Annotated in this window: 12 protein-coding genes; 5 read left to right on the forward strand and 7 right to left on the reverse strand. The window is 60.0% G+C overall.

Translation table 11 applies throughout. The annotated features are described in order from the left end of the window. Positions 1 to 24: 24 nt before the first annotated feature. Positions 25 to 696: an invasion associated locus B family protein gene (locus J3R80_RS00365; protein WP_275391772.1), complete on the reverse strand. Its 672-nt coding sequence runs from the start codon at positions 694 to 696 to the stop codon at positions 25 to 27. A gap of 550 nt (positions 697 to 1246) precedes the next feature. Here J3R80_RS00365 and J3R80_RS00370 point away from each other — a divergent pair. Beyond that, the gene (locus J3R80_RS00370; protein ID WP_275391773.1) at positions 1247 to 2803 is read left to right on the forward strand and encodes a helicase HerA-like domain-containing protein; all 1557 of its coding nucleotides are present in this window, start codon (positions 1247 to 1249) and stop codon (positions 2801 to 2803) included. Between the two features lie 17 nt (positions 2804 to 2820). Here the strand turns inward: J3R80_RS00370 and J3R80_RS00375 are convergent, their stop codons facing one another. Together J3R80_RS00375 and J3R80_RS00380 are read right to left on the reverse strand one after the other, a co-directional pair. Then, on the reverse strand, positions 2821 to 3189 hold the full coding sequence (locus J3R80_RS00375) for a hypothetical protein (RefSeq protein WP_275391774.1): 369 nt from the start codon (positions 3187 to 3189) through the stop codon (positions 2821 to 2823). A gap of 97 nt (positions 3190 to 3286) precedes the next feature. Further along, complete coding sequence (locus J3R80_RS00380) at positions 3287 to 4561, reverse strand: HlyC/CorC family transporter (protein ID WP_275391775.1); 1275 nt, start codon at positions 4559 to 4561, stop codon at positions 3287 to 3289. Between the two features lie 99 nt (positions 4562 to 4660). Between J3R80_RS00380 and J3R80_RS00385 the strand changes: the two genes are divergently transcribed. Then, positions 4661 to 5962 (forward strand): MmgE/PrpD family protein, encoded by a 1302-nt coding sequence (locus tag J3R80_RS00385; protein WP_275391776.1) that lies wholly within the window; start codon positions 4661 to 4663, stop codon positions 5960 to 5962. Positions 5963 to 6016: 54 nt separating this feature from the next. On the opposite strand, the gene J3R80_RS00390 is transcribed toward J3R80_RS00385, so the two are convergent. The 4 genes from J3R80_RS00390 to J3R80_RS00405 form a co-directional block, all read right to left on the reverse strand. Continuing rightward, positions 6017 to 7198: an ammonium transporter gene (locus tag J3R80_RS00390; protein ID WP_275391777.1), complete on the reverse strand. Its 1182-nt coding sequence runs from the start codon at positions 7196 to 7198 to the stop codon at positions 6017 to 6019. 175 nt (positions 7199 to 7373) lie between these two features. After that, positions 7374 to 7865 carry a CinA family protein gene (locus tag J3R80_RS00395; protein ID WP_275391778.1) on the reverse strand — a complete coding sequence of 164 codons (492 nt, stop codon included), beginning with the start codon at positions 7863 to 7865 and terminating at the stop codon, positions 7374 to 7376. Between the two features lie 3 nt (positions 7866 to 7868). Beyond that, positions 7869 to 8369, reverse strand: coding sequence for a phosphatidylglycerophosphatase A (locus tag J3R80_RS00400; protein ID WP_275391779.1), 501 nt, complete (start codon positions 8367 to 8369; stop codon positions 7869 to 7871). 3 nt (positions 8370 to 8372) lie between these two features. After that, positions 8373 to 9530: a bifunctional 2-C-methyl-D-erythritol 4-phosphate cytidylyltransferase/2-C-methyl-D-erythritol 2,4-cyclodiphosphate synthase gene (locus J3R80_RS00405; protein ID WP_275391780.1), complete on the reverse strand. Its 1158-nt coding sequence runs from the start codon at positions 9528 to 9530 to the stop codon at positions 8373 to 8375. A gap of 166 nt (positions 9531 to 9696) precedes the next feature. Between J3R80_RS00405 and dusB the strand changes: the two genes are divergently transcribed. From dusB to J3R80_RS00420, 3 genes are read left to right on the forward strand one after another with little or no spacing between them, the layout of a single operon-like run. Next, a complete protein-coding gene (gene dusB / locus J3R80_RS00410) occupies positions 9697 to 10677 on the forward strand; it encodes a tRNA dihydrouridine synthase DusB (RefSeq protein WP_275391781.1) in 981 nt (326 codons plus the stop codon). Next, the gene (locus tag J3R80_RS00415) at positions 10674 to 11756 is read left to right on the forward strand and encodes an ATP-binding protein (protein ID WP_275391782.1); all 1083 of its coding nucleotides are present in this window, start codon (positions 10674 to 10676) and stop codon (positions 11754 to 11756) included. Before dusB ends, J3R80_RS00415 begins: the two co-directional genes overlap by 4 nt. A gap of 2 nt (positions 11757 to 11758) precedes the next feature. Next, positions 11759 to 13135 (forward strand): response regulator, encoded by a 1377-nt coding sequence (locus J3R80_RS00420; RefSeq protein ID WP_275391783.1) that lies wholly within the window; start codon positions 11759 to 11761, stop codon positions 13133 to 13135. Positions 13136 to 13161 lie beyond the last annotated feature (26 nt).

Genomic DNA, 13161 nt, shown 5'->3' on the forward strand with positions numbered 1-13161 from the left:
GTTCTGTGTTCTCGCTGGCCCGGCTTATTGCTGCGTGGGAACCGGAACGATCAACTCGTTATAGGAATCGGTGAAGCCTTTCAGCGACATGGTCAGGTTGACCTTCTGATCGGGGGCAAGCGCTGGAACGATGGTGACGGTGGCTGCCGCCCCGCGCTTGAACCCATCAACTTCAGCCTGCGTGAAACCGATATTCGCGACACAGCCGGGTTGCGCGCAGAACCGGAACGGATAGCGTTTGCCTTGACCGCCATCGACCGCAACGGTCAGTTGCTGGGTCAACAGGGTTTCCAGCGGCACGACCACGGTCGCACCAGCAACTGCTTGGCCACCATCCGGCAGACGACCAAGCGAGATCTCGGCAACCGAGTTGCCTTTGTCGTCTTTCAGAAGTTGATACATCTGGCAAGGATCGTCACCCTGACCTTCGGGCAGCGTGATGCACTTGCGTTCCCAGTCACCAACCACCTTTTCGATATAGGTTTGGCCGGGTTGACGTTCACCGTCGACCGGCTCGCCCAGATCGACCTGCGGTTGGTCCGCAGTGGTTTCGGATGTGGTTTCTGGTGCGGCTTCTGTCGCCTCGGCAGCCGGGGCGTCTTCGGCGGGGGGCTCGGTGGTGTCCTGTGCAAATGCCGGGGTTGCCAGCGCCAAAAGGGCTGCCAGGGGCAGCGTTTTCATCAGCTCAGCCTTCATATCGGATCCTTACAAATATTTCGGGTCTCATTGGGTGCGTGGATAACACGACCAAAATCGGGTGTCAGGTGCAAAACCTTGCATTTGGATGACCGAGCGGCGCATGCCCGCGAATTTGGGCAAAGGACCGCCGAACCGGATCACGAATCCGAACGATAAGTCACTGCGTTTTACCGTCATTTGGTGGCGTCGGCAGACCAGAAAAAGAAAAGGGCCCGACTGGCGGACCCTTCTCAATTGTTCTCTCCCTGCCGGACTGACCGGCTTATGGGGCAGACGCTATGTCACTTGGTCGCAGGGGTCAAGGATTATTGCGACGTGTTTTCCAAGCAAAATGTCGGTTTTGAATGATGGGCGTTGCGCATACGCTTCTGAGCGTAATTAATTCACCTTGTTAAGAAAAATGCCCCGCCCGGAGGCGAGGCCAGTCTGACAGGGAGGATGTCAACCCCAACAAACAACATTTGCCGGTGTGAATCCACTATGGCGCAAATCGGTTAATTTTGTATTGTTCGGGCAAGTGTTTTCAGGCCCTTGGGGAGGCGAGTATATGGACGGTTCGATTTTTGTTGGTGGCGGGGGGGAAGACTATGCCACCAAGCAAGGGCTTTTGCTGAAATATGCCAACCGTCACGGGTTGATTGCCGGGGCCACCGGCACCGGGAAAACCGTCACCCTGCAAATTCTTGCGGAAAGTTTTGCAGCCCAGGGTGTGCCGGTGTTCCTGTCGGATGTGAAGGGCGACCTGTCTGGGCTGGCCAAGGCCGGGTCGGCGGGGTTCAAGCTGCACGAGGCGTTCACCAGCCGGGCCCAGAAGATCGGATTTGAGGAGTATGCCTATGGTGCCTTCCCGGTCACGTTCTGGGATCTCTATGGCGAACAGGGCCATCCCATCCGGACCACTGTAACAGAAATGGGTCCGCTTCTTCTGTCCCGACTGCTGGAGCTGACGGCCGCGCAAGAGGGTGTTCTGAACATTGCATTCCGCGTGTCGGATGAGCAAGGTCTACCGCTTCTGGACCTGAAAGACCTGCAAGCCCTGCTGGTCTGGGTGGGCGAGAACGCGAAAGAGCTGTCGCTGCGTTATGGCAATGTGTCGACCAGCTCGGTCGGCGCGATCCAGCGTGCGCTGCTGGTTCTGGAAAACCAGGGCGGATACAAGCTGTTCGGCGAACCGGCACTGGAGCTGGCGGATATCATCCGCACCGATATCGACGGACGTGGACGTATCTCGATCCTTGCCGCCGACAAGCTGATGGGCGCCCCGCGCCTTTATGCGACCTTCCTTCTGTGGCTCTTGTCCGAATTGTTCGAGGAATTGCCCGAGGTCGGCGACCCTGACAAACCCAAGCTGGTGTTTTTCTTTGACGAGGCGCACCTGCTGTTTGACGACGCGCCCAAAGCGCTGGTCGACAAGGTCGAACAGGTCGCGCGGCTGATCCGGTCAAAAGGGGTGGGGGTCTATTTCATCACCCAGAACCCGGCGGATGTGCCCGAGGATATTCTGGGCCAGTTGGGCAACCGGGTGCAGCACGCGCTGCGCGCCTTCACCGCCAAGGATCGCAAAGAGCTGCGGCAGGCCGCCGAAACCTATCGCGACAATCCCCGGTTTTCGACCGAGGATGCGATCCGCGAGGTCGGCGTGGGCGAGGCCGTGACGTCGTTTCTGGAAGCGAAAGGCGCACCGGGCATTGTTGAACGCACCTTGATCCGACCACCCAGTTCGCAACTCGGGCCGATTGATGCGGGTGAGCGCAAGGCGCTGATCGACGCGTCGCCCATCGCCGGGAAATACGAAACCCTGCAAGATCGCGAAAGCGCCTATGAGGTGCTGACCAAACGCGCTGCCGACGCGGCCAAAGAAGCAGAAGAGGCGGAGCGACGTGAAGCCGAGGCCGGTGAGACATTGACCTTGCGCGAATTCAACACAGGACGCCGATATACCGGCACCGAAGACGACAGGCCTGCTTCCCGCCGTCGATCACGCAAATCATCCGACGAAGGCTTCGGCGAAGCCGTTTTGAATGTGGTGGTCAAAGAGCTGAAAGGCACCACCGGCAAACGCATCGTGCGCGGCATCTTCGGGTCATTGTTCAAGGGGCGCTAGGCGCACCGCGACAGGGCTTATTGCAACGTATAGGTCCGGCTGGTGCCGTCGTCGCTGGTCAGCGTCACCTGATCGCCGTTGATCTGCACCTCCAGACAACCGCTTGACCGCATGGGCTCAGGTGTGGGTTCGGTCAGGGTGCGGCAGTATTTGCCATCGTCGACCGACCATGTGCCGCCAAACTGCATCGCATCATTGCCGCCGCTGATCGTGCCATCCTGTTCCAGTTTGATGGCCAGCCCGGTCTTGCCGACGAAGGACTTCCCGGCCAGTGCTTGAAAAAGCGGATCTTGCGAGGCGTTGTCGGCCATAGCGGCGGGGGCTTGGGCGATGGATACGCAGATTGCCGTTACAACGGCGAGCGGCGAGAGGGGGCGCTTGGTCATGGTTGGCTCCACTAGGCAGTCTTGTGCCTCAGCTAGCCACCACGGGTGGCGCGATGCAAGGGGCAGTCCAGCGACAAACCCGCGCATCGCGCGACGATTACAGAGGGCGTATCTTCAGCATCGCCACGCGGTTGCCTTCGCGTTTCATAACCTCGAACCGGAAGCCGTGGAACGAAAAGACCTGGCCTTCATTGGGGATCATCTGGGCTTCGTGTATCACCAGGCCGGCGATGGTGTTTGCTTCGTCATCGGGCAGGTTCCAGTCAATGGCCCGGTTGATGTCCCGGATCGTCACGGCCCCGTCGACAAGATAGCTTCCATCGGAGATGCGCTTGATTTCCGGTTCGGTCTGAACATCGAACTCGTCCGTGATTTCACCCACGATCTCTTCCAGAATATCCTCGAGTGTGATCAGGCCTTCCAGCGATCCGTATTCATCGACCACAAGCGCAAAATGGGTATGACGCCGCAGGAATTGGCGCATCTGGTCGTCCAGCGTCGTGGTCTCAGGGATAAAGTAAGGTTTCATCGCCACTTGCAGAACGTCAAATTCCTCGATCGGTTTGCCCTCTGCCTGCGCCATATACATCGCGCGGCTCAGATCCTTGGCGTGGATTACGCCAATGATGTTTTCCGGCTCGTCGCGGAAAACGGGCAGGCGGGTGTGGCGCGAGGCCAGGATTTGTTCCAACACCTCGATGGCGGGCGCCGATGCGTCGATCATCTCGATCTGACTGCGATGAAGCATGATTTCCTCGACCACGCGGTCGCCCAGATCAAGCGCGCCCAGAAGACGGTCGCGATCCTCTTTTTCCACCGCACCTTCCGAGTGACCCAGTGCAATAGCGCCCATGATCTCTTCCCGCACCGCCAGAATATGACTGTCGGGGTCCGTTTTTACACCGAATACGCTTAGAAGGGCGCGCGTAATGACGCGAACAGCGGCCACAATGGGTGAAAACAACAAGATGACGATCGAAATCGGGCCAGAGGCTTTCGCCGCTGCGTCCTCGGGCATCGTGATCGCATAGGTTTTCGGCAGCACTTCGGCGAAAATCAGAACCAGCAGGGTCATGACCAGCGTCGCCATCGCCACGCCGCTGTCGCCAAACAACCGGGTGAACAGGGCCGTCGCAAGCGAGGTTGCAAGGATGTTCACAAGGTTGTTGCCCAACAGGACCGAGCCAATCAGACGTTCGTTGTCTTCGGTGATCGTCAGGGCGCGTTGCGACCCTCGGTCCCCCCGGTCCGCGCGTGATCGAAGTTTGCCACGTGATGCTGCCGTCAGCGCCGTTTCCGATCCAGAGAAGAAGGCAGACAATACAAGCAAAGCCGCAATCGCGGCGCTGCTGATCCAAAACCCGGTGTCCATGATGTTCCTGATTGCCTTTCAAATTTCCTGTTAGTGTTATGTAGGTCAACGCCTATGCTTTCAAGGGACGGGCATGGGATAGGCTGGAAAGGGGTGCAGATGGGCACGGTCACAGAAGAACTCACCCGCTTTGGCATTGGGTCGGTCAAGGGCCAGGCGGGGCATGATGCGCGCGAGGTGATGGCTTTGTCGCTGCTGGACTGGGCCAGCGTCACCATGGCCGGTGTTGGCGAGCCCGTCGCACGGATCATGCGCGAAATGGCCGTGGATGATGGCGGTGGTGCGCAGGCCAGTGTGGCCGGGCTGACCCGCAAGCTGCCGGTGCGGGCCGCGGCGATGGTCAATGGCACCACGTCGCATGCGTTGGATTACGATGACACCCATTTCGCCCATATCGGCCATCCCTCGGTCGCGGTGGTGCCTGCAGCACTGGCAATCGCTGAATGGATCGAGGCGCCGGGCGCCGATTTGCTGGATGCTGCATTGGTTGGTGTCGAAGGTTCCATCCGTTTGGGTCGCTGGCTGGGGCGCAGCCATTATCAGACGGGGTTTCACCAAACCGCCACAGCAGGTGCGTTCGGGGCGACACTGGCCGCAGGGCGGTTGCTGGCGCTGAGCGCACGACAGATGACACACGCATTGGGTTTGTGTGCCACGCGCGCATCGGGGTTGAAAAGCCAGTTCGGCACGATGGGCAAACCATATCACGCCGGTCTTGCTGCCCAAACGGGGGTCGAGGTGGCACGGGCCGCCAAGGCCGGGTTCGTCTCGACGCTTGACGGGATCGAGGGACCACAGGGGTTTGGTCCCACCCATGCGGCACAAGCCGATGAAACCGCGTTTGATGGGCTTGGTCAGACTTGGGATATCCTGTCGATCAGTCACAAGTTCCATGCCTGTTGCCATGGCATTCACGCCATGCTGGAAGCCTTGGCCCAGATTGATTGCGCCGCGCCCGATGTGGCCGAGGTTCAGGTCTGGACCCATCCCCGCTGGATGAGTGTGTGCAACATTCCGCATCCCAAGACGGGGCTGGAGGTCAAGTTCTCGCTCGCGCATTGTGCCGCAATGGCGTTGTCAGGTGTAGAAACATCTGCCTTAGACAGTTTCACGGATGAGATCGCGGGCGATACTTTTCTGTCCGCACTGGCGTCGCGGGTTCACGTGGTGGCCGATGACAACATCGCCGAAACCGCATCGCGTGTGGAAGTGACCTTGCGGTCCGGCGCGGCGTTTTCGGCCGAGCACAATCTGAACCACGCCACGACGATCGGGGACCGGCGTGAGAGAATCGAGGCCAAATGTGAGGCGATTTTGGGGGTGCGGGCCGCGTCGTTGATCGACGCTGTCGGATCACTTCCGGATGTGCCAACGCTGTGTGGGCTGCTGCGATCAGCGTAAGGGAAAACGGCGGGATATGCCCCGCCGATCTCTGTTCGTGGTCATAGGTCGATCTTACGACATGATGTCATAGGCACGTTCGCCATGGGCTGCCAGATCAAGCCCGTTTGTCTCGGTTTCAAGATCAACGCGCAGGGGCAGGATCAAACCCACCAGCTTGACCAGCACCACGGTTATGACTGCTGTGAACACACCGACGATGGCCAAAGCGCCCAGTTGTGCAAGCCAACTGCCCTGACCGAAAACGGCGATCATGATCGTGCCGAAAATCCCGCCCACGCCATGCACCGCGAACACATCCAGCGTGTCGTCGATCTTCAGCTTGTTGCGGATGAAATTAACTGCTTCCTGGCACAGGATGCCCGCAACGGCGCCGATGATCAGTGCGGCGATGGGGCCGACGAAACCCGACGCGGGCGTGATCGAAGCGAGGCCGGCAATGGTGCCCGTGACGATGCCCACAAGGCTGGCTTTGCCGTATTTGATCCGCTCCCACAACGCCCAGCTTAGTGAAGCGGTTGCGGCGGAAATATGGGTGACCGTGATCGCCATCGCAGCGCCACCGTCGGCGGCCAGTTGCGACCCGCCATTGAACCCGAACCAACCAACCCACAACATCGCTGCGCCCATGAAGACCATCCAGGGGGCGTGGGGCGGGGTGGTGCGGTGTTTGCGTGGTCCAAGCATGACCGCAATGATCAACGCAGCGATGCCAGCGGTTTCGTGCACAACGATCCCACCAGCGAAGTCGCGCGTGCCGATCTCGCCAAAGATGCCGCCGTCCGCCAGCGCCCCGCCGCCCCAGATCCAATGGACCACCGGCGCATAACACAGAAGCATCCACAAGCCTGAAAAGCCCATGACAAAGCCAAAGCCGATCCGTTCCACATAAGCGCCGACGATCAGCGCAGGGGTGATGACCGCAAAGGTCATTTGAAAGGCGAAGAACAGAACCTCGGGCAGGGTGCCTGACAGGCTGTCTGTTGTGACGCCAGACAAGAATACCTTGTCCAGACTGCCGAACCATCCATGCGTCGCATCCCCGAACGCGATGGTATAGCCAAGGGCCAGCCAAAGAATGCTCATCAAACAGGCGATGGCATAGACATGCATGAAGACGCTCAGCACGTTGCGCGCGCGCACGAGCCCGCCATAAAAAAGCGCCAGCCCCGGCAATGACATGAACAGCACAAGTGCTGTCGCCACGATAATCCAAGCGGTATCTGCCCCGTTCATATTCCCCTCCTTGGGTGGGTTTGCTGTTGCTGCGTTTTGTGGCGCAGCAAGAACCAAGGCGGGATAGTGTTCGGTAAATCCGACGGAAAAAGCGGCGCAAAAACACGATGCGCTTAAATTTTGGGCGCAGTTGCAGTGCGTTTGATTGAAAAGCGGGCGCTGCGTAGACGGATGTTCAGCGGGTGCCCATTGTCATGGCAGCCTGCGACAGCAAAGCAATCGCATGTCGGGTGGCATCGGCGCGCACGTTGGCGCGGCCAACTGCGCCGAATTCAACCGTCTCGGTTTGACATGTCTCCGGGGTGGCGATCCCGAAGCATACGCGCCCCTCGGGTTTGTGTTCGGATCCACCGGGGCCGGCAATGCCGGTGATCGACACTGCAAGATCAGCTTGCGATCTGGCCAGCGCCCCTTGTGCCATTTCTTCCGCGACCTGTTCCGACACCGCGCCATAGGTATCAAGAGTGGCGTGCTGAACGCCGAGCATCTGGTTCTTGGCGGCGTTGGAATAGGTGATAAAGCCGCGATCAAACACATCTGAACTGCCCGCCACGTCGGTCAGCCACGCGCCAACCATTCCGCCCGTGCAGCTTTCTGCCGTCGCGATGGTCAATCCTCTGGCGCGGCACAGGTCAAGAAGGTCAGCGGCGGAGGTTTGGTCGGACATGGTTCACATCATAAACGCATGGGCAGCATAGGCTGCAAGGATCACGGTGATCGCCGCCGCCACACCGGCATAGACATCATCCATCATGACACCGGTCGCGTCGCCGCGCCGATCGGCCGTGCCGATAGGGCCGAGCTTGGTTATGTCGAAGAAGCGGAAGGCGAAGAAGCCGACGATCCAGCCGGGATAAAGTGCAAGAATGTCCGCGCCCATCAACATTGCACCGAAAGATACGGGAAAAAGCGTGATCCACATGCCGACCACCTCGTCTATCACGACCTCACCGGGGTCATGGTCCGAGGAACCGGCGGTATATGCCTCGGTTGCTTTCAGGCCAACAAAATAGGCAACGATGGTGGCCCCGGTCAGCAGGACAGGGCCGCCGATCAGGTGCAACAGCCACGCGACAGGCAGGGCGGCCAGTGTGCCCCAAGTGCCGGGGGCGGGTTTCATAAGACCGGCATAGAAGAAGGTCGCGATCATTTTGGCGGTCGATTTCTGCATGGCTCAATCCTTGATCAACGTGGCCGAAGCTAGGGCGGCAATGCCTTCGGATCGTCCGGTGAAGCCCAGACGTTCCGACGTGGTGGCTTTTACCGAGACGCGGTCAACCTCCAACCCCATGATCTTGGCAAGCGCGGCACGCATGGCCCCGGCATGGGGACCAATCTTTGGCTGCTCGCAGATCAGGGTCACATCAGCGTTCGACAGGCGATAACCGCGCGATGCCGCCAATTCGACCGCGTGGCGCAGAAAGATGTGGCTTTCCGCCCCTTTCCATTGCGGGTCGGAGGGGGGGAAATGTTGCCCTATGTCGCCCTCGGCCAGCGCGCCATAGATCGCATCGGTCAGCGCATGCATGCCCACATCCGCGTCCGAGTGACCTTTGAGCGCGCGATCATGCGGGATGTTCACGCCGCACAGAATGACGTGGTCGCCATCTTCAAAGGCATGCACATCAAACCCGTTGCCCAAGCGAATATCCATGGTCGGTTCCTTTGCCCGTTCTTTTGCCAGTTCGCGGATCAGCCGTTCGGCGCGGGCAAAATCGTCCGGCGTGGTGATCTTCAGGTTGTTTTCATCGCCCATCGTGATGGCAACGTCCAGCCCCGCACGGCGCGCCACTTCGACATCGTCAGCGGCCTCGCCTGTGTGGGCACGGTGTGCGGCCAGGATCGGCGCGAAGTGAAACCCCTGTGGGGTTTGCGCGCGAAACAGACCTTCTCGCGATTGGGTGCCGGTGACCATGCCGCCTGCGCCCAACCACAATGCGTCAGTGACGGGCAGGGCAGGGGCGGCGCCCGGCGATGCTGCAAGTGCATCAATCACGCCGTTGATCACATCGGCGCTGACCAAGGGCCGGGCCACATCGTGGATCAGCACCAGATCGGGCGCGCGGTCGGCCAAAGCCTCGAAACCGGCGCGCACGCTTGCGTCGCGCGTTGCCCCGCCATGCACAAGTTCGACCCCGTCGATGTCACGGGCCAGTCCCTCGTCGTCCGGATGAATGACCAACAGGCAGCGGGTAACGCGCGGATGGCCACGGAACGCAGCCACGCTGTGCTGCGCCACGGACGCGCCTGCGATCTGGCGCCACTGTTTGGGCAGACCAGCGCCTGCGCGGGTGCCGCGCCCGGCGGCAACAATGAGGGCAGTAATTTCCATGGCTCTTGTTTAGGCTGTGCCGAAATGAAGGACAATGGGGCCATTCAGAGCGATAAAACTGCACAAAAAATAGGCAGAACGAGAATCTAATCCTCGCGCGCGGGGTCAGAAGTTGCTATTTCGCAAGGCATCTTTCAGCGTCAAACGTGTTGCACAAGGATTAGGCATGTCAATCCGCGTCAGGGATATCACCATTGACCCTCCGGTTTTGCTGGCCCCTATGGCCGGCATTTCGGACCTGCCGTTTCGTAACCTCGTTGCCAGTTTTGGTGCGGGGCTGGTGGTTTCGGAGATGGTGGCCAGTCAAGAGATGGTGCAGGCAAAACCCGGCGTGCGTGAACGCGCTGAGCTGGGGTTCGGGAACGCAAATACGGCGGTTCAACTGGCCGCGCGCGATGTTTACTGGGCCGGGGAAGCCGCCCGCATGGTCGAACAAAACGGCGCGCAGGTCATCGACATCAACATGGGATGCCCCGCGCGAAAGGTGGTCGGTGGCATGTCCGGCTCGGCCTTGATGCGCGATCTGGACCATGCGCTCAGGCTGATCGAGGCCATCGTCGGCGCGGTGTCGATTCCCGTGACGCTGAAAACACGCCTCGGCTGGGATGACGAAAGCCTGAACGCCGCGACATTGGCACAGATGGGCGAAGCGGCTGGCATTCAGATGATCACCATCCATGGCCGCACCCGCTGTCAGTTCTACAAAGGACGTGCCAACTGGGCCGCGATCCGTCCGGTAAAACAGGCTGTCACGATACCGGTGATTGCCAATGGCGACATTGTGGACACCACAACCGCCCGGCAAGCGCTGTCCGACAGCGGGGCAGATGGTGTGATGATTGGGCGGGGCAGCGGCGGACAGCCCTGGCTGCTGGCGCAGGTCGCGCACGAGATTTGGGGAACCCCCGCGCCGAATATCCCGCAAGATATGGCGTTGGCCAATCTGGTGACAGACCACTACCGCGCAAGCCTGGACTTCTACGGTCCCGATCTGGGCGCGCGGGTCATTCGCAAGCATCTGGGATGGTACATGGATTTGGTTGACACGGACGCCGGATTGCGCCGTCGCATCTTATCAAGCCGAGAAACAGCCGATGTTCTGGCCATGTTGCCTGACGCAATGCTGACGGAACGGCGGGCCGCATGAGCGGGGACATGCATCTCTGGTCGGCCCTGCCGGTGCCCGCGATCGAACTGAACAGCGACGGTCGCGTTCAGCGGTTGAATGGGGCGGGCGAGATGTTTCTGAATATCTCGGAGCGCAGTCTGATCGGCGCACGACTTGGTGCCAAACTTGAACTGTCAGTCGATATCGACGACGCGCTTACGCGGATAAGCCGTTCGGGCGGGCCGCTTTACGTGGATGGGATCAAGCTGACCCTTCCTGGGGGTGAACTGCGCGAGGTCAACCTGCAATTTTCACCTCTGATGACGCCAAAGGGCGACAAGACACATATCCTGATCCTGCTTCAGCCGCGCAGTGGTGCCGAGCATCTGGGCTGGGTGCAAGGCTCGAAGGTGGCGGCGCGTCAGGCGATCGGCATGGCAGAGATGCTGGCCCACGAGATCAAGAATCCACTGGCCGGGATCACCGGTGCCGCACAGCTGCTGTCGATGTCTCTGCCGTCCGAGGATCAGGAGCTGACAGATCTGATCGTTGCGGAAAGCCGCCGGATCGTGGCCTTGCTGGAGCAGGTCGAACAATTCGGCGATCTGCGTCCACCCGCCTGCACACCGGTCAATATCCACGATATACTGGATCGCGCACGCGCCACCGCGCAGGTCGGATTTGCGCCGGGCATGGTGATTTCTGAAAACTATGACCCCTCGCTGCCCGACGTGTGGGTGGATGGCGACCAGATGCAGCAGGTTTTCTTAAACCTGTTGAAGAACGCCTCGCAAGCCTGTGAAGGTGAAGGGAAAATAGAAATCCGAACCTTTTACGAGGCGGGATTGCGGTTGCACCTTCCAAACGGCGGCCAAGCCAGTTTGCCATTGCAGGTCGAGGTGATCGACAACGGTCCCGGTTTGCCGGCCGATATCGCCGATCACGTCTTTGACCCGTTCGTCTCGGGCCGTGAAAACGGAACCGGGCTGGGTCTGGCGTTGGTGTCCAAGATCATAACCGATCATGGGGCACTGATTTCGGTCGACAGCCGCCCGGGACGCACCGCGTTCCGCATATCTTTGCCGGTCGCCCCGGCACCCAATCGGAAAGGAGGCTGACCATGGACGGAACCGTTCTTGTCGCCGATGATGATCGCACGATCCGCACCGTTCTGACACAGGCACTGACCCGCGCAGGCTGCCGGGTTCACGCCACCGGGTCGATGGCAACGCTGATGCGCTGGGTGGAAGATGGGCGTGGGGATGCCGTGATCTCGGACGTTGTTATGCCGGACGGCAATGGGTTAGAGGCTTTGCCGCGCATCGCGAAGCTGCGGCCGAACCTGCCCGTGATCGTCATCTCAGCCCAAAACACCATCATGACCGCCATTCAGGCCGCCGAGGCCGAGGCGTTTGATTATTTGCCAAAACCCTTTGATCTGCCGGACCTGATGAAGCGCACGGCACAAGCGCTGGAACGCAAGCGGGTCCGCGCGCCCGCTGATGTAAATCCAACGAGCGAGGCGCCATCAGCCGCGACCGATCTGCCACTGGTTGGCCGGACACCTGCGATGCAAGAACTGTATCGCCTTGTGGCACGTGTGCTGAATGTCGATCTGCCCGTGCTGATCACTGGTGAAAGCGGCACCGGCAAGTCATTGATTGCGCGCGCATTGCATGATTTCTCGGATCGGCACGAAGGGCCGTTTATCATTGCCACGCCCGACGATCTTGCGCCATCCGATGGGGTCAATGACGTGGTGCGGCGCGCGCGGGGGGGCACGATACTTTTTGATGGTGTCGGTGATCTTGATATGGATGCGCAGGCGCGTTTGTCACGTCTGCTGGACGGTATGGGCCAAAGCGGCCCACGTGTTCTGGCGATATCTCAGGGGGATTTGGCCAAGGCCGCCGCGCAAGGCGCGTTTCGCGAAGATCTGTATTACCGTCTTGCCGGTGTCGTGATCCCGGTGCCCAGCTTGCGTGAACGGCTGGAAGATATTCCCGCACTGTCCGAACATTTCCTGTCCCGGGCGGCGCGCGACGGTCTGCCAGAGCGACGGTTCTCATCCGAAGCGGCGCAGACCCTGCGCGCGTTTCCGTGGCCGGGAAATGTGCGCGAGTTGGAAAATCTGGTCAATCGGCTTGTCGTGACCAGCGCCGAGGATGAAATCTCGAAGGCCGAGGTCGATCTGGCATTGGGAGGAGGGGTCTCGGCCTCTTACGTCGCCGCCGATATCAGCGATGAACGTTTGTCAGATTCGGTCGCCCGTCACCTGCAGCGCTATTTTGATTTGCACGGTGGAACCCTGCCACCAAGCGGGCTTTATCAGCGAATTTTGCGCGAAGTCGAGCTTCCGATGATCGAAATTGCGTTGGATGCGACCGGCGGCAATCAAGCTAAATGTGCCGATTTATTGGGAATCAACCGCAATACCTTGCGTAAAAAGATCACCGAGCTCGAAATCGAGGTGACACGCCGCCGCAAGTTGATGTAAAAGGGCAACAGAGCGTGGCAATTGGG

This window comes from Aliiroseovarius sp. Z3 (assembly GCF_029105185.1).
Lineage (GTDB): Bacteria > Pseudomonadota > Alphaproteobacteria > Rhodobacterales > Rhodobacteraceae > Aliiroseovarius.

Coding starts and splice junctions, on each gene's coding strand:
- J3R80_RS00365 (WP_275391772.1), bottom strand. CDS start 696: ATGAAGGCTGAGCTGATGAAAACGCTGCCCCTGGCAGCCCTTTTGGCG.
- J3R80_RS00370 (WP_275391773.1), top strand. CDS start 1,247: ATGGACGGTTCGATTTTTGTTGGTGGCGGGGGGGAAGACTATGCCACC.
- J3R80_RS00375 (WP_275391774.1), bottom strand. CDS start 3,189: ATGACCAAGCGCCCCCTCTCGCCGCTCGCCGTTGTAACGGCAATCTGC.
- J3R80_RS00380 (WP_275391775.1), bottom strand. CDS start 4,561: ATGGACACCGGGTTTTGGATCAGCAGCGCCGCGATTGCGGCTTTGCTT.
- J3R80_RS00385 (WP_275391776.1), top strand. CDS start 4,661: ATGGGCACGGTCACAGAAGAACTCACCCGCTTTGGCATTGGGTCGGTC.
- J3R80_RS00390 (WP_275391777.1), bottom strand. CDS start 7,198: ATGAACGGGGCAGATACCGCTTGGATTATCGTGGCGACAGCACTTGTG.
- J3R80_RS00395 (WP_275391778.1), bottom strand. CDS start 7,865: ATGTCCGACCAAACCTCCGCCGCTGACCTTCTTGACCTGTGCCGCGCC.
- J3R80_RS00400 (WP_275391779.1), bottom strand. CDS start 8,369: ATGCAGAAATCGACCGCCAAAATGATCGCGACCTTCTTCTATGCCGGT.
- J3R80_RS00405 (WP_275391780.1), bottom strand. CDS start 9,530: ATGGAAATTACTGCCCTCATTGTTGCCGCCGGGCGCGGCACCCGCGCA.
- dusB (WP_275391781.1), top strand. CDS start 9,697: ATGTCAATCCGCGTCAGGGATATCACCATTGACCCTCCGGTTTTGCTG.
- J3R80_RS00415 (WP_275391782.1), top strand. CDS start 10,674: ATGAGCGGGGACATGCATCTCTGGTCGGCCCTGCCGGTGCCCGCGATC.
- J3R80_RS00420 (WP_275391783.1), top strand. CDS start 11,759: ATGGACGGAACCGTTCTTGTCGCCGATGATGATCGCACGATCCGCACC.